At 67.9% G+C, this 16,184-nt stretch carries 12 protein-coding genes; 8 read left to right on the top strand and 4 right to left on the bottom strand.

Translation table 11 applies throughout. The features are described 5' to 3' along the window. Positions 1 to 205: 205 nt before the first annotated feature. On the bottom strand, positions 206 to 1,276 hold the full coding sequence (locus tag P4R38_RS00445; RefSeq protein ID WP_277190470.1) for a hypothetical protein: 1,071 nt from the start codon (positions 1,274 to 1,276) through the stop codon (positions 206 to 208). 283 nt (positions 1,277 to 1,559) lie between these two features. Here P4R38_RS00445 and P4R38_RS00440 point away from each other — a divergent pair, with 283 nt between their 5' ends. After that, positions 1,560 to 2,468, top strand: coding sequence for an NrtR DNA-binding winged helix domain-containing protein (locus P4R38_RS00440; RefSeq protein ID WP_277190469.1), 909 nt, complete (start codon positions 1,560 to 1,562; stop codon positions 2,466 to 2,468). Positions 2,469 to 3,023: 555 nt separating this feature from the next. Continuing rightward, positions 3,024 to 6,524 (top strand): hypothetical protein, encoded by a 3,501-nt coding sequence (locus tag P4R38_RS00435; RefSeq protein WP_277190468.1) that lies wholly within the window; start codon positions 3,024 to 3,026, stop codon positions 6,522 to 6,524. A 249-nt stretch (positions 6,525 to 6,773) separates the two neighbouring features. On the opposite strand, the gene P4R38_RS00430 is transcribed toward P4R38_RS00435, so the two are convergent. Together P4R38_RS00430 and P4R38_RS00425 are read right to left on the bottom strand one after the other, a co-directional pair. Beyond that, positions 6,774 to 7,430 (bottom strand): response regulator, encoded by a 657-nt coding sequence (locus P4R38_RS00430; RefSeq protein ID WP_277190467.1) that lies wholly within the window; start codon positions 7,428 to 7,430, stop codon positions 6,774 to 6,776. After that, positions 7,427 to 8,566, bottom strand: a complete 1,140-nt coding sequence (locus P4R38_RS00425) for a sensor histidine kinase (RefSeq protein WP_277190466.1) — start codon at positions 8,564 to 8,566, stop codon at positions 7,427 to 7,429. Before P4R38_RS00425 ends, P4R38_RS00430 begins: the two co-directional genes overlap by 4 nt. A 162-nt stretch (positions 8,567 to 8,728) precedes the next feature. On the opposite strand from P4R38_RS00425, the gene P4R38_RS00420 reads away from it, so the two are divergent. The 3 genes from P4R38_RS00420 (at position 8,729) to P4R38_RS00410 (ending at position 11,960) form a co-directional block, all read left to right on the top strand. Next, positions 8,729 to 9,202 (top strand): DUF6326 family protein, encoded by a 474-nt coding sequence (locus tag P4R38_RS00420; protein WP_277190464.1) that lies wholly within the window; start codon positions 8,729 to 8,731, stop codon positions 9,200 to 9,202. A gap of 230 nt (positions 9,203 to 9,432) precedes the next feature. Then, a complete protein-coding gene (locus tag P4R38_RS00415; RefSeq protein WP_277190463.1) occupies positions 9,433 to 11,244 on the top strand; it encodes a DUF5005 domain-containing protein in 1,812 nt (603 codons plus the stop codon). Between the two features lie 125 nt (positions 11,245 to 11,369). After that, positions 11,370 to 11,960 (top strand): hypothetical protein, encoded by a 591-nt coding sequence (locus P4R38_RS00410; RefSeq protein WP_277190462.1) that lies wholly within the window; start codon positions 11,370 to 11,372, stop codon positions 11,958 to 11,960. Between the two features lie 171 nt (positions 11,961 to 12,131). Here the strand turns inward: P4R38_RS00410 and P4R38_RS00405 are convergent, their stop codons facing one another. Continuing rightward, the gene (locus tag P4R38_RS00405) at positions 12,132 to 12,338 is read right to left on the bottom strand and encodes a hypothetical protein (protein WP_277190461.1); all 207 of its coding nucleotides are present in this window, start codon (positions 12,336 to 12,338) and stop codon (positions 12,132 to 12,134) included. 198 nt (positions 12,339 to 12,536) lie between these two features. Between P4R38_RS00405 and P4R38_RS00400 the strand changes: the two genes are divergently transcribed. The 3 genes from P4R38_RS00400 to P4R38_RS00390 all read left to right on the top strand — a co-directional run bounded on the left by P4R38_RS00400 (position 12,537) and on the right by P4R38_RS00390 (position 16,183). Next, complete coding sequence (locus tag P4R38_RS00400; protein WP_277190459.1) at positions 12,537 to 13,025, top strand: DUF1269 domain-containing protein; 489 nt, start codon at positions 12,537 to 12,539, stop codon at positions 13,023 to 13,025. After that, positions 13,022 to 13,414 carry a DUF7144 family membrane protein gene (locus P4R38_RS00395; protein ID WP_277190458.1) on the top strand — a complete coding sequence of 131 codons (393 nt, stop codon included), beginning with the start codon at positions 13,022 to 13,024 and terminating at the stop codon, positions 13,412 to 13,414. The genes P4R38_RS00400 and P4R38_RS00395 overlap by 4 nt, the downstream gene beginning before the upstream one ends. Positions 13,415 to 13,543: 129 nt before the next feature. Beyond that, the gene (locus P4R38_RS00390) at positions 13,544 to 16,183 is read left to right on the top strand and encodes a LuxR C-terminal-related transcriptional regulator (protein WP_277190456.1); all 2,640 of its coding nucleotides are present in this window, start codon (positions 13,544 to 13,546) and stop codon (positions 16,181 to 16,183) included. The last annotated feature ends 1 nt before the right edge of the window (position 16,184 follow it).

Below are 16,184 nucleotides of genomic sequence, written 5' to 3'. Positions count from 1 at the left end.
CGAGGGACGTGCCATGACTTCATCCTCCAGTAATGAAGTCTCCGGACATCCCGGGGCGGTTCACCTCGATGATTGGCGATCGAGGGTGCAGAACATGGTCGCCCGAGCAGGTCCCGCTCGCTCGACGGGGCGTGCGTGCTGCTAGATCAGCTTTCGATTTGGCAGCACGGGGGGTGGCGCTGATGCCGGGGCGAAGACTCGATGATCAGGCCAATAGCTGCTGCGTGGCGGGCAGGAGTTTCAAGGGATGGCCCATGTCTTGGGCTGTGACCCAGTGGTGCGCGGATGCGATGGCAGGGCGTGTGATCCTATGGTGGCGGCGCGCCTTGTCGAGTTCGCGGTTGGCGCGGATCGGCCCGTTCATGAGAACGGAACCGAGCACGGTCGCGTTCGGGGTGGGGTCGATCGGCAGCAGCGAGAACGCCGCGGTTGCCTCTCTCCTCACTTCGTCGACGCGGTTGAGGGCGCTTTGTCGGGTTGCGCTGGCGCTGCGGTCGTTCGGGCGGTGCTGCAGGTAGAGGCTCGTCCATTGGTCGAGCCCGGTGAGCACCAGCAGCTCGAGCCGGACGATCGTGTCGATCCTCTCCGCGACGCGTTCGGTGATCGTGCTCCACCTGCGGGTGGGATGGTCGTGCGCTCGTAGCCGACCGCAGTGGCGCTGGAGTTCCTCGACGAGCTCGCTGTGCAGCTCCATGAGAGCGGTGCGGTGCCCCTGGACGATGCCCCACTCGATGGCGGAGATGCTAGTTGCCAGGGCGGTGAAGTCGGAGAGGTCGTTCAGGACTGCTCGCAGCTGGCCCCGCTGGCGCGCATCCCATCGATCGAGAATCTCCTCGACGTCGGCTTTGATGTCGTGGATCAGCTCCTCGATCACTGCCAGCCGTTGAGCGATGGCACCCAGTGCGGCTGCCGTGGCCAGTGCGTTGGGGCCGGCAGCCCCGTTGAGCAGGACAGGGTCAACCTCCTTCAACGGCACCTGTCGTAGGTACTTTCGGTTCTCATCGAGCACGACGGGAAGGAAGTGGCCCGGCGCCGACGCCGCGCCGTACGTACGTCCCTTGCTCAGCAGCTGTTCTATCTCCGGCGTCGTCGTGAACAACCGGGCTTCACAGCTGGACGGCAGCCCACCCCGGCCGGCGACCTTGGCCAGCACAGCCTTCAGAGCCACCCCGGCGATAGCCTCGAACCCGGCCGCGTCCCGAGCGTGATGAATGAGAACGACACGGTTGTCACCGACGGGGTACAGGACCCCTTCGAGCTCACGCCGACTGGTCACGACCCGCGCTCCTGACCGCTTGCTCGACACGCCTACCCAGCGCGGCGCCTCCCGCTGCGCCGACAGCTGCGCCCGGCACACCCCCACCGGCAAACCCTGCGGCGCCTCCGCATCCGGCGCCCACCGAACTGCCGATCCGGTTCTCGGAGAGGGACTCCCGCACCTGCTCGACTCGACCCTTCACGTCCATGACTGACCTCCCGCGTAGTACATTGTTGATTGACAACACAGATCATTGATCTTGTCAGATGCCATGTCAATACCTGAGTTAGAGTTGCTTGACATGACTGAGGTTGAACTCGCCACGCTGGCCTGGTGGCCGGGATCGGCCGGAGCCGAGGGGCGCCTCCTTGTTCTCGCCCCGAACGGGTCGCTGCCGCGCCTGCAGCTCCTGCCTCGAACGTCACCGGACGCGGCAGCGCGCAGTCTGCTGCCGTCTGTCGACCGAATACTCGACTCCGATCCAGCGGACGGGCGGGACGTCGAGCCGGTGACGTTCGTCGGGGACGGCGGGACGGTGCGCCTGATCTACACGGCATACGCGCCGCCTACAGCGACCCTGATCGATGAGCACGCCACACCGACCCTCGACCCGCAGCGCCAGGGCTGGATCGACCTGTCCCGCCTGGCTGAAGGACCGACTGCCGCGGCTATTGCGCATGTGCGCAACTACTGGCGCCAGGAACTCGAGGAGACCAGCGCCGTCTTCGACTTCCTGCCGCAGTACTTCACGACCGCGCAAGCACGCAGCATCTACGAGTCCGTCTGGGGTACGCCCCAAGACCCAGGAAACTTTCACCGCTGGCTACACCGCCAGAACCATGGCATCTGCACACCGTCCGTCGACGCCGAGGAGGTCATCACGAAGCGCGACCGCGAGGCAGCGCCGTTCCTCAAGCAGGGATCGAACGACCCAATTCCGGGACTGGGCATAGCGCTCCCCGCCGGCCTTGTCGGCTCGAGCGCCACGGCTTTGACGACAGTTGCGGCTCTGCTGCCCGGCGTTGCCTTAGGAGCGGCCGTGGTCGGAGGCCGAGTCGCTTACCAGGCCTCCAAGCAACGCGGACCACAACCACAGTGGTACACGCGCACAGCCGCCAAGCGCGTCAACCTCGGAACCCTCTACGGCCCCAGACCCGCATGGCTGAAGCCGGGAGAACACCGACCTCCGACGTGCAAGACCACAACCTAGAAGCGGCGCGCCGCCCTGATCAGTTCAAGATCATGACTATCGATACCACGCGCCTGGCCTCCGCTCCGGGGACTCCGAGCAGGGTCCGGACAGCCCAAACGACGGCCGAGCGCGCGGGGTGCACCGGGCCAAGATGGGGCGCCGACGGCGGCGGAAGATTCACGTCGGACGAGATCATGCGGCCCGCACGGACCGTGCCCGCCAGGTTCGGTGTCCGGGGTACGGGACGCTCATGCCATCTGCTCCGTTGCACTGGACCGTTGGCCCCCGGGGAGGCCGGTCTCCCCGGGAAGCACACAGTCGACCGGCCGGCGAACACCGCGGATCAGTCAAGTCGACGCGCCGCAGGCGGCGAAGATTGCACGAACTCTCGCTTCGGCCGCGTTTCGTGCAGTCTTCGCTGCGTGTCGTGTGCAGTCTTCGCTGCATCTCGACACCCGAGACTACTCGCCGTCAAGCTCCTCCTGTAATGATCGGGCCACTGGTCGGCGCAACTAGTTAGACTTGGACTGCCCGAAAAGCGAGCCGAGCATAGAGGTAGGTAGACATCCGGCCATGAACCTGCTCGATCGTATCGACGAACGCCTAAACGACACCCGCTATCGCTTACAGCAATCCGACTTCGAAGATTGCGCGGCCGCTCTCATCGGGCACGACTACCCAGGTCTCGTCGCCGTAACGGGCGGAACCGACCATGGACTCGACGCAGAGCTCGTCAAACCGAACGGTCAGGTCCTGGGGCTCATCATTACCTCATCACGCCGATGGGACAGCGTGAAGAAGAGCCTCCGAGGGAGCCTCAAGTCAGCACGAGACCACAAGAGGCGCGTCGACCAAATCGTCGTCGCGAACCTTGCCGAGATAAACAGGCAGAAGCGCATCAAGTTGGCTGCCATCGCCAAGGAGTTCGAGTGCGAACTCCTCCAAGTCTACGACCGCCCGTGGTTCGCCAACGCACTCCGAGACGACCCCGACTGGCGCCGCAAGGTTCTGCACATCGAAGGCGGCGCGTTCAGCCTTTCCCGCTTACCCCGTGGCGCGCGCCCGGACGAGCACCAGCTCCCCACCGTCGGCCGCGACGACCTACTCGACCGGGCCGAGCATTCCAGCCAGGACCTCATCCTCTGGGGCGTCCCCGGGGCCGGCAAGAGCCACGTTGCAGGAAGGCTTCCGGGAGCACTGTTCCTCGAACGGAACACCGCACCCGTGCGGCTGCTCGATGACCTCCTCACCGCGAATCCGAAGCTAGTTGTCGTTGACGACGCAGGTGACCGAACCGACGACATCGAACACCTCCTACATGCTCGGCACGCAGAAAGCCTCGAATTTCGCGTCGCCGTCACCTGCTGGCCGCACGAGAAGGAGAGTGTCGCCGACCATCTCCCCGATGCACTCGCTCTCGAGGTAGACCTGCTCACGGCGGAGGAAATCGGGACCCTCCTTCGCGAGCGTGGCATCACCCGGACCTCGGTCATCGTTCACCTGCTCCAGCAAGCCCAAGGCCGGCCCGCATGGGCGCTTAACCTCGCAGACCTCCTCGTCCAGCAAGGCGCCTGGCAAGCAGTGTGGACCGGGCAAGCCCTTAGGGACCAGATCCGAGCGTTCCTTCGCCGGTCCAAAGCGCCGGCCGAGGCCGTCCCACTACTCGCAACCATCGCCCTTGTCAGCGACGCCAACGAGAACCAGACTCGCGCCATCGCGAAGCTATTCGAACTAACCCCGACGCAGTTCGAGGAGCTCATCCGTTCGGTCGCAATCGCCGGTCTCGTCGACGTCCGCCGAAATCGACTGTGGAACTCGGCAGATGGGCGAACCTGCGAGAACTCCTATCGCGTTGTTCCGCGAACGATCGCAGCGAGCATTGTGGCCGATGTCTACTTCGCAGGCCATCCATCCGCCGTACCCATCAGGGACATCAAGGCTGCCATGCCTACACTTCTTCCAGGCATCTTGCAAACTCAGATCTACGCCGCGCTGCTTGATGCTGAAGAGCCGTTGGTGCCGCCTGCCGCCGAGTTTCTCGGCGTCCTGCCCGACCTAGGGTTTGGCTCTGAGGGAGCCGAACTCTTGCGCACCTATGCACTCATCAGCCCTGAGTGCGCCCGTGTTGTTTTCGAATATCTGAAACAGGCAGTGCAAGACGCTGCCGAAGGAGACGATGAACCGACCGCTGGCACCGCTAGCAAGGTCCTCGCCGCATGCGTCGCCGACTCACTTCAGGCAGAGAAGACCGAGCACATCGCCGTCTTCTTCGCCTCACTGACCCAACTGGCTGCACGCGGGTGGGACTACATGACGCCCATCAGAACTGTGATTGAGGATGCCCGAGACGCAAGGACCGGAGACTTCCCCACCTCCACAGCGATCGTGCACCTTTGCGAGGCAATGGCGGGCGACCGAGCCCGAGATCTGCCTGGCTACGTTTGGATCAAGCTTGCATGCCATGTCCTCCAGCCGACCTTCGACGGCAACTACATGAGCCCCGAGAAGGTGAACTCGTTGGTCATGCAGTCGTTCACCTGGCTTGAAGAAGACATTCACGCCATGTATGACGCGCTCGGACCAGAGCTGGTCGGCCGAATCGCCTCGGCCTCGAACGCAGACCTCGCAGACCTCATCGAACTCATGCGCAAATGGGCCCACGTCTCCAGTGGCTACCCCTTGCCGTTCGGCGACGCCCCAAATCCAGGGCAGCGGACCGCGGCCCGACGGGTCGCGATCTCGATCGGCAAAGCCGTCGCCCCGCTTGTCGCCACCGCAGGAATGCGCGCGGTCTTCAACCGAGAAGCCTCCAGCCTCGACATCAAGCTCGACGAACCGGATCAGCTGTTCGTCGCGCTGACCGCCGAGCGCGACCCCTCCGAAGACTGGGAAAAGGAGCGCCACATCCGAGATGCGGAACTCGACCGAGCGCTCGCCGCCTACATCGATCGACCGCCCAGCGCCATCATGACGTGGCTCGTCGACCACGACGCCGACCTCGCCATGGTCAAGGACGGCGCAGCAGCGTGGAGCATCATGAACCGCCTCTCCATGCGTCCCAACCCCGAGGTGTGGCTGCGTGCAGCGCTGGACTATGGCCTGGGTCGCTCAGCCAGCCCCCTCATCAGCAAGTGCGTCGACAACGGTGTCGTGACTGTTCCGCTTGCTACGGAACTCCTCGCCGACCCCGGCGGGCGAAGCTCCCTCATCGCCTCCGTCATCAGCGAGTGCCAGGACGCTGAGGTCGCGACTCTCGTTGTCGACTCCCTCAAGGTCGAAGACATCCAGGACCTCGACTCGTCCTACGCCATCCGCCGCGCATCCGGTCGTACCCGTCAAAAAATGTTCACCCACCCCGACGCCAAGGTCCGAAGCAATGCCGCCGCGCTGTGGGCGGCCGAGATGACGTACTCGTCAGAAGGCATGCCAGCTGACCCCGAATGGGCTTCGGCAATGAGCGACCTCGTCGTCTCATCAGGCACCGTTCACGGCCACATGCAGTCCAAGGCGCTCGACATGCTCGCGAAGACGAAGCCAAAGACCTACATGAATTTGCTTGTCAAGCACGTCGAAGCGCTCGCCGGTTTCGATGATTTCGACGAGTGGGCGGAAAGCGCGCGTTATCTCCGCAGCGCGCATCGCTTCGAACTCTGGAACCGAGTGCGGGAGAGCCCGATGGCCAATAATCTGTTTTGGGTCATCTCAGCCGCCGACGTCGAGTGGATAACCACCGCCGTGTCCGACCCGACCTTCCCTGTGTCGCTCAGAAGTCTGTTGCACGCGACGCGGTTCCAGCACGGCAAGCGATACCCGCTCGAGGTTCTCGCTGTCATGCTGCGGCCGCTCCAGTGGCAGCCCGACGACCTTCTCTGGACCCTCGAGGTCGGAACGCACTGGGGCGAAGATCACGAACGTCTCGAAGGGCACCTGAGGGTGTGCCGTGAACTGGCTGAGTCGCCCGAGCACGACCTCGCGAGGCTCGGCGAGAGGGGAGTCGAGGCCTTCAGACCACGGTTGGCTGAGGCGAGAGCTGCTGCAAGGCGGGCTGCTGTGCGTGGGACACTCAACTACTGACACCGCGAGCGCCGATTCGAGCCGGATGGGTGTATGGGACTGTCCCTAGTTCCAAGACGATTACTTCCTGTACCGGCATGCAGGCGCTGCATCAGGCACGCCGCCAACGCGGTGTTTTAGGCCGCAGGGCTCCCAGGGCTCTATATCCGGCGCCCGTACCGGAGGCACGCCACCCGCGTCACGCCCTGCCTCTGTTTGGCGAGAGCCCACGGCCGACAAGCGCTGAGCCTGCGCTGCGACCTGTTCCCACTAATCGGTTCTCATCCGCCTGGTGTCGTACGCCCACAGCGCGATCTCGACGCGGTTGCGGGCGCCGAGCTTGGTCATCAACGATGCGACGTGGGTCTTGACCGTGCTCAGGCCGACGAAGAGCTCGGTGGCGATCTCGGCGTTGGTCCGGCCGCGTGCCACCAGGGCAAGCACCTGCTCCTCGCGCTCGGTCAGCGGGTCGATGGGCTGAGCCGGGACCACCGGCGCCTGGTCGGCGAAGGTCGCCAGCAGCCGGCGGGTGACGTTGGGGGCGATCAGCGCGTCCCCGTTGGCCGCCGCGTGGATGGCCTGCACAAGGAGCTCCGGCCCGGCGTCCTTCAGCAAGAAGCCGCGGGCGCCGGCACGAAGGGCACCGAGGACGTACTCGTCGAGGTCGAAGGTGGTGATCACGACGACCGCCATCGGGTCCGTCACGTCCGGCCCGGCCAGGCGCCGCGTCACCTCGACGCCGTCGATCCCGGGCATCCGGATGTCGACGAGGAGGACGTCGGGACGCAGCCGGGTCGCCAGATCGAGCGCTGCGAGGCCGTCCGCAGCCTCCCCCACGACCTCGATGTCGGGTTGCGCGCCGAGGATCATCACCAGCCCGGTCCGGACCAGATCCTGGTCATCGGCCACGACGACACGGATGCTCATACCGGCGGCTCCGTCGGCAGCACGGCCTCGACCACCCAGCCACCCTCCGGCCCAGGCCCCGCAGAGAACGATCCGCCGAGCAGCTGGGCGCGTTCGGCCATGCCCAGCAGGCCGAACCCAGGCTCCGGGGCCGGCCCCGGCTCGGTCCGTCCGTCGTCGCTGACCCGCAGCCGGACGGCGTCGCCCTCCCGGCGTACGTCGATCGCGACGCGGGTCGCACTCCGGGCGTGCTGTAGGGCGTTGGTCAGCGACTCCTGCGCGAGCCGGTAGAGCGCGGCGTCCACGGGTCGTGGCAGCCGGGTCAACGAACCGTCCAGCGAGACCACGACCGTGGGCGTCTCTTCCGAGCGCGCCAGGGCGGGCAGGTCCGCGACACCCCGCTGCGGTGCGTACGCGACGGCTTCCTCCTCGCGCAGCACCCGCACCATGGATCTCATCTCCGCCAGGGTCCGCGACGCCTCGGACTCGATCGCGGCCAGCACCTCGGCAGCCTTCTCCGGCTGGACGCCGGCGACCACGCCACCGGCCTGCGCCTGCACCGCGATGGCCGAGACGTGATGGGCCACGGTGTCGTGCAGCTCGCGCGCCAGCGCCACCCGCTCCTGGTTGCGGATCTCGCGCTGCTGGCGGTGCCAGAGGTCCGCGCGGTAGCGGAACACCGCCGCGAGCGCGACGATCAGCAGCAGGAGGACGCTCCCGCCGAAGACATCGGCCCAACCCGTCGACGAGGCGTACATCCCCAGCGCGACGACGGCCGCCACGTACGCCGTGCCCAGGACCATCTCCTGTCCCGAGCCCCACCGGACCAGCGAGTAGAGCAGGATCAGGACGGCCATCATGGAGTAGAGGCCGAGGTCCCCGGGGTCCGCAGTCAGCTGGAGGACCGAGAGCAGCCCGGCGACGCCCCACCCGATCAGGGCAGCCATCAGGGGGCAGGCCCGCCGCCAGAGCAGGGCAGGCATCAACGCGAGGGCGAGCACCGTGACGAGCGGTCGCCAGGCCAAGCCCGGCCGGACGATGCCCTCGATCACGGTGGCGGCCGCGTACACGCCCACCAGCAGCCCATCGAGACGACCGACGGGTGGGGCGTCAGCAGGCCGCGGCTCATTCCAGACGGAGCGCCCGACGTCGACCACGGCGCCAGCCTAGGGATCGGCGCGCCTCGCCGTACCCGCCGAAAGTACGAGAGCGAGGTCGTGCCATCGGCCAGGCAGCTCCGGCCTCCGAGCCGATGTGCCCGCGGCCGCGCTCGGCGAGCGTGGACCCACCGATCCTCACCAACGACAAGGGAGCCCGTGATGAGCACACGTCGACCCACCACCGCACTGCAGGACCATCCGATGCCGGTGAGAGCCAAGCTCGCCGCAGGGTGGACGAGCTTCATGCTCCTCTACGCCTACGTGGACATTCTCGGCTTCTACACCCCGGGCGTCGTCAAGGACATCCTCGACAACAAGGTCTACGAGTTCGACCTCTCCCAGACCTTCTCGGCCACGGCGCTGACCCTGATGGCCGTCCCGATCTTCATGGTCGTGCTGTCGACGACGCTGCCCGCCCGAGTGAGCCGCACCACCAACCTCGCCGTGGCCGCGCTCTACGTCCCCGTCACCGTCTTCAACGTGGCGGGCGGGTTCTACCTCTACTTCTACGGACTCGGCGTCGTCCTCGAGCTGGTCGTCCTCGCCCTCATCGTGAGGTACGCCTGGGCCTGGCCGCGCACGACGGCATCCAGCCCGGACCGTGACACCGTCCGAGCCCAGCAGCACGCGTGAACCCGACACGAGCTGGGCGTGCTCACGGATGCCGGCGGTCGACAGGTGGGTGCCGTCGGCGACGAACCAGCCGAGGTGGTCCTCTCGACCAACGCGCCACACGGCGCTCAGGGTCATCCGAGGCACTCCGCTCACGAGTTCTGCCGAGACTGATGCCGGACCAGTTCTGCGAGCCCTAGATTGTCGCCAGCGCGGGTCGGGAGGACCTGCCGAGGCAGGGGGAACCCGACATGCGCGTACGCAGAGTGGTCTCGAGTGCGGTGGTGGCGATGCTCGCCACGGCAGCGGCTCTGGTCGGTCTGGCGCCGGCGAGTCATGCCGACGCCGCCACTGATCTCGCGGCGAAGTTCCAGCAGTACGGCAACACCTCCAGCGCCTGGAGCGGCGGAGATGCCACGAACTCCGTGCAGCTGCCCGATGGCCGAGTGCTGTGGTTCTTCGCCGACACGTTTTACGGCGATGTCCGCAGCGGCGGCGTGCGTGGGCCGTTCGACGCCACCATGATCCGCAACTCGATGGTGCTCCAGAACGGTTCGACGATGTCCACCGTCATGGGCGGCACCGACGCTGCTCCCAGGTCCCTGACCATGCCCTCCGGCGTGAGCAGCGACGGCGACGACTGGCTGTGGCCGGCCGACCAGATGGTCTCGGGCGGCTACGTGTACAAGTTCTTCCAGCACACCGTCAAGACGAACGAGGCCCCGCCGTTCAACTTCCTGTCGAAGGGAGTCGAGCTGGTCAAGATGCCGATCGCCTCGATCACCAACCCGTCGACGTACACCAAGGTGACCGTGCCGCCAGCAGCGCAGGACTGCAACAACTCGACGGCTGACCGCACCTGCCTGCTGTGGGGCACCGATCTGCTCACCGTCGGCGCCTACACCTACATCTACGGGACCGAGGTCGTGAGTGGTCTCGAGAAATACCTCCACGTGGCTCGGGTCCCGGCGGGCAACTTGTCCGCGACCTGGGAGTACATGACCGCGACCGGGTGGCGCGCCGATGGTGCGACCAGCTCCAAGCGGCTGATGAACGGCGTGCAGGAGGGCTTCTCGGTCAGCTACATCGGCGGCAGGTACGTCCTGCTGACCCAGGCCATCGACGGCCTCCTCGCGGGCGACGCGGTCGTCTACTACTCGGCGTCTCCGGAGGGCTTCGACGGATCGAGTCGATCACGGCTGTACAGCACGCCGGAGACGACGACCCAGACCAGCCGGTGGACGTACGAGTACCGGATCGTCGAGCACCTCAGCAGTGGCAACCAGATCGTCATGTCCTACAACACCAACAGCCGGAACATCGACGGTGCCTGCGCGAACGAGGGCTACTGGACCGCCTCGATCTACCGTCCTCGCTTCAAGACGCTGACTCTGCCCGGCACCCCGACCGGCGGCTCCGACGTGGCGCCGACGACGCCGGAGCCGGGCTCGCCCTGGTCGCTCACGGCGCCGGCGCACTGCACGAGCAGCACCACGGCCGTACCGGTCCCCCGTAGTCCGGCCCTGGCGGCGAGCTCGGGTGCTCGGCTGACCATGACCTGGACCCAGCCGACGGACCCGGGTGCGTGGAACTACGACATGCAGTACCGCGACGTCACCGCGGGTCAGGGCTGGGAGACGCCGGGGGCTCAGGGCAACACCCGGACCGGGTACTTCTTCGCGCCTTCGCCCAACCGCTGGGACCTGTCCGGTCTGACGCCGGGGCACGTGTACGAGACGCGGGTGCGAGCCGGCTCCTGGGCCGGGCGCCAGAGCGCGTGGGTCACCTCGCCGCGCGCGACGGCGTACCTGGCGACACCGACCGCGGTGACCGCGACGCGGGCGTCCTCGTCGTCCTGCCGGGTGACCTGGACCGACACGCAGCCCGCGGTGATGTGGGAGGTCCAGGAGCGCAACACCCGGACCGGAGCCACGCGGGTGATGGGTCCGATCGCCGTCAAGGACACCACCATCACCTTCTTGACCTCCGACACCTACGACTACAAGGTGCGGTCGGTCAACAGCACGGGCGCCAGTGCTTGGTCGGCCGGCGACACCTGCTGACACCAGGGGCGGTGGACAGGGTGACGTGAGAGCCGAAAGCACCGGGGCCATCACCGACTGAAGTACGGTCCCGCTCACCCCGACGCAGGAAGCGCTGACGGTTCGGCAGCAGCACGCTGGAACGCATGACCAGATCGCACGTCGCTCCCGCGTCGCCCTTGATGGTGCGACTCGCTCACGTCAGCGCGCTCAGCCCGGTTCTCAGCTCGCTGTGGCGGCTGCCACTGATCTTCGGGGTCTCCATGGGGCTGGGCCCGGTGATAACGGACGACCTGGCAAGCACGCCCTTCGCGGGACGGGCCGCCTACCTCATCGGACTCGGTGTGCTCACCGACGGACTGGCCTTCCTCGCGATCGGGCTCGTACGACCGTGGGGCGAGGTCTTCCCGACCTGGATGCCGGTCGTCGGCGGCCGCGCCGTACCACTCGGCTTCGCCGGCACGGCCGCGCTGCTGGGTGGGCTCGGAGCCTGCGCGTTCGGACTGACGATGGCCGTCGGCATGCCCGCCAACGTCGACGCCTGGGATGGCTGGTCGATCCTGATGTACGCCTGCTACGCCCCTCTTGCGCTGTGGGGACCGACCCTGCTGATCGTCGCAGCCGACTACATCCGGCGCCGTCGCGCCGCCGGCCGGCACACGAGCATCCACCCGCCGGCGGCCCCGATCACGGCTCGGCGTGAGCGTGCTCGCCCACGCCGAGCCCGCCTCGGGTGAGCAACCCCTAGCCTTCGAGTGCCACCGTCTGCCTGGCATCCCTGCGGCGCGGACCTCCGTCTCGGCCGCGGCACCAACCCAGGAGGCTCGATGTCTGGCACCCCGGACTCACCGAGCGAGGACTTCCCGTACAGCCAGTTCCACCGCTGCATTGACATATCGGCCGGCGGCTCATTCCGGGATGGTGACGACGTCGACGATCGTGATGCCCATCGCGCTGAGGTAGTTGAGCACCCCTTGGAGCTCGCTCTGATCGGTGAAGTCGCCGGTGAGCGTGGTGTGCGCGCGCTGCACCTTCGCCTCGAGTCGCGGGAACGCGGAGAGCAGCTCCTCCGACACCTCGTCGTCGAGCCGGATCATCACTCGGGTCGTGCCCATCCCAGCTCCTCCTGGACGGTCGCTCCGGTGCACCCGGCTCACGGTAGGCGCCGAGGGCCGCCGACGACTCACCCCAATCGGGGGATCGCCACCTACGGGCGCCGCAGACCCCAGGTCACCCGCAAAGGGGGAGGTCGACAGCGCGAGCGCGGGAGCAGCGTGGCGGCATCCACCCCGCCTGATCCGAGGAGAGCACCGATGGCCACGCTGACGGTCTGGAAGTTCGACACACCCGGCGGCGCGGACGGCGCCGTCACGATTCTCGAGGAGCTGACCCGCGAGGAGACGATCGTCGTGCACGACGCCGCGACGGTGTCCTGGCCAGACGGGAAGAAAAAGCCCAAGACCCGTCAGCTTCACGGTCTCGCTGGTACGGGCGCGCTGGGCGGAGCCTTCTGGGGACTGCTCTTCGGACTCATCTTCTTCGTCCCGCTGCTCGGAGCGGCGGTCGGCGCCGCGACCGGCGCGCTGTCGGGCTCCCTGGCCGATGTCGGTATCGACGACCAGTTCATCAACCGGGCTCGCGATGAGGTCACTCCCGGCACGTCCGCCCTGTTCGCCCTCACCTCGGACGCGGTGATGGACAAGGTGAAGGCTGCGTTCCAGGAGCACGAGCCGTCGGAGCTGCTGTTCACCAACCTCAGCGGTGACCAGGAGAAGGCGCTGCGCGAGGTGTTCGCCGAATGAGCCACGCGACCCGCAACGTCTGGGCGGCCGGCCTGAGCGTCTTCGCCGGGACGATGCTCGCCGTCGTGGGGTTGTTCCAGCTCCTCGAGGGCCTGTCCGCTGTCCTCGACGACGACGTCTACGTCACCACGCGGGACTACGTCTACCAGCTCGACATCACGACCTGGGGCTGGATCCACGTCGTCGTGGGACTGATCGGGCTGCTCATCGGGGTCTTCATCGTCCTCGGACGAACGGTCGCGCTGATGGCGGGCATCGCCCTGGCCGCCGTGTCCGCAGTCACCAACTTCCTCTTCCTGCCGTGGTACCCCTGGTGGTCGCTCATCGTCATCGCCATCGACGTCATGGTGATCTGGGCGCTGAGCGTCCAGCTGTCCCGCACACCCTGATCGCGGATCACCCGTTCCGGGGGAACGCCACCGTGCTGGGTCGCCACTACCCTGGGCTCAGCCCCGTGCGGGGCTGAGCCGGGGACGCTCGACGATCCCCCGGCGCACGGCTCTTACGGAGGAGCAGCCGTGACCACTGCCCATCTCTCGGGTCGAACCAGTGCCCAGAGCGCGGGTGGCGCGCCACTGGGAGCGCCGCGCCATCCGCCCGTCGACGGAGCTCCCTGGCTGCCGCGCGGCTACCTACCCCGCCGCGAGCTCTGGCGCCGACTCGACGAGGCCACCGCGAACGCCCTCACGATGGTCGTGGCACCGGCGGGGTCGGGCAAGACGCTGGGCGTCGGCGGCTGGTTGCAGCAGTCGCGGCTCGGCGCCGACGCCACCTGGACGACTGCGCACGACGGCCTCACCGTCGCCGACCTGAGGGCGGTGATCGACGGTGCCGCGTCCAGCGGTGGCACGGGCGCGCGCCTGGTCGTCATCGACGACGCGAACACGATGTCGCCGAGTTGCGTCCGCCACATCGACCAGCGGCTGGCCGACGAACCGCAGAACATCCGGCTGCTGCTGCTCACGCGCTGGGACCTGGCGATCAGCCGGCTGATGCCCGACCTGCTGGGCGCGCTGACCGTGCTGCGCGGTGACGTCGTACGGCTGGACGCCGACGAGACCTCGTACGTCGTCGCCCACCATGCGCACACCGAGGATCCCGAGGTCCTTCAGGCCATTCACGAGTGGGCAGACGGATGGTTCGCCGCGGCCGTGCTCGCGTCGCGGGCCTGGGCGTCCACCTCCCGCTCCTCCGACCTGACCCGCCGGATCCAGCAGTCCCGTCGCGGAGTCGCGGACCTCGTCGCCGGTGAGGTCTTCGCGGCGCTGCATCCGCCGGAGCGTCATCTGCTCCTGTGCGCGGTGGACGAAGGCACCCTCACCCCTGGACTCGCTCGACACCTGACCCAGGACCGCGGTGCCGGGGAGGTGCTCGGGGCGCTGGAGTCGACGGGCCTGCTCGTCCACCGCCTCGCCGAGCACGAGCACGCCGATGTGCGCTACCGCATCCACCCCGTGCTGCTGGAGGTCGCGCGCCGGTGCCGCGCCGGCGACGGGGTGGACGCCAGGCAGTCACACGCGACCGTGCTGCGGGCCGCCCGACTCGACCTCGCCCGAGGCGACACTCATGACGGCTTCCGTCGGTTGGTCGCGCTGGGTGAGCAGGAAGCCGCCACCGATGCGCTGGTCGAGCACGGCCCGACCGTGACGGTGTCGCCCAACCCGGTCGTGCACCGTCTGGTGCGGGACGCGATCTCCTGCCTCGAGGACCGTCCGGACGCCTGGCCGGCCATCGCCTGGGCGCACTGGGTGGACGGTGACAGCGGCAGCGCCGAGCACTGGGCGCGGCGCGTGATCCGCCACGCCGAGTCCGCGCCGAAGGAGATCCCTGCGATGCGGGTCCTGGCGGTGCGACTACGGCGCAGCCGCTCCGGGTCCGAGCGCGTCGAGCCGGCCGTGCGGGACGCCTCGGCGCTGCTCGTCCGACATCAGGCCGCGGCGGGCCCGGTTCTCGACGAGTTCCTACCGCTCCTGCTCGTCGAGCAGGGCGCGGCGCTGAACTGGCTGGGCCGGCTGGGCGAGGCCGAGCGGCGTCTCCGCGAGGCGGTGCTGCTGGGGCAGTCGCACGGGTTGCGCCCGGTCGTCGCCGAGGCACTCAGCCATCTCGCCCTCACCCACTTCATGGCCGGGCGCGAACGTCACTGCCGCGACCTCGCGCTCCAGGCGCTGCAGGCCGTGGGCGCCACCGATGGAGTGACGGGTGCGGCGGCCGCCACGGTGGCGCGGGCAGAGGTCGCGCTGCAGCTGGCGCAGGCCCAGTCCCTCCCGTGGGGCGACTTCGGCGACACGGTCGAGCCGATCACGTCCGTACCGGACGATCGTCTCGGACGTTTCTGGCACCGGGTCTGCCGTGCCCGCCAGACCCTGCGTGCGGGCGATGCCGACAACGCCCGGGCTGTGCTGGAGCTGGCGGCCGAGTCGCAGGACCATCCCCCGGTCGTCTCCATCGCGCTGGCGCTCGAGCGGGCGGCGTACGGGCTGCTGGTCGGCAACCGGGTCGTCCTGCGTGAGGAGATCGACCACCTTCAGCGGCTGGGCGGCGACGCGGAGTCGGCCTGGGTCCGGGGTCTCGAGGCGGACCTCGACGGCGACCTGCAGGAAGCCACGGCGCTCCTGGAGCGCGCTGCCGAGATCCCGAGCGGGACGCAACCGGACGTCACTCCGGCGGCACTGGTGTGTCTCGCCCAGCTCTACCACCGTCAGGGCGAGGTCGAGCGAGCGCAGGAGCTGCTCGCGCGAGCGATCGACGTCACCGAGGCCGGGCGGTGCGCCAGCCCGTTCCTGGGATGGAGCCTGCACGGGACGAGGGTCGGCGTGCTGCTGTCCGCGTACCCGGAGCTGCTCGACCGGCCCTGGACGGCGCAGCTGCGCGAGGCGTGCGCGGACCGGCCGCCGGTGGTCACCGCCTTCCGGTCTACGACTCCGACGGCCCGCGAGATCGCCCACGCGGGCAGCCCCGCAACCGTGCCGACGCTGAGCCGGCGCGAGCACGACGTGCTGGTCGAGCTGGCCCGCGGATCCTCCTACGCCGACATCGCGGCCGACCTGTTCGTCAGCGAGAACACCGTCAAGACGCACGTCTCCAACCTCTACTGCAAGCTCTCGGTCGGTCGCCGTAGCGACGCCCTGGCCGTGGCACGCAAGCTGCACCTGCTCTGAA

Source organism: Luteipulveratus flavus (assembly GCF_029439465.1).
Classification (GTDB): domain Bacteria; phylum Actinomycetota; class Actinomycetes; order Actinomycetales; family Dermatophilaceae; genus Luteipulveratus; species Luteipulveratus flavus.
Note: the sequence above shows the minus strand (reverse complement) of the source record. Positions and strands in the feature narration are given on the sequence as shown.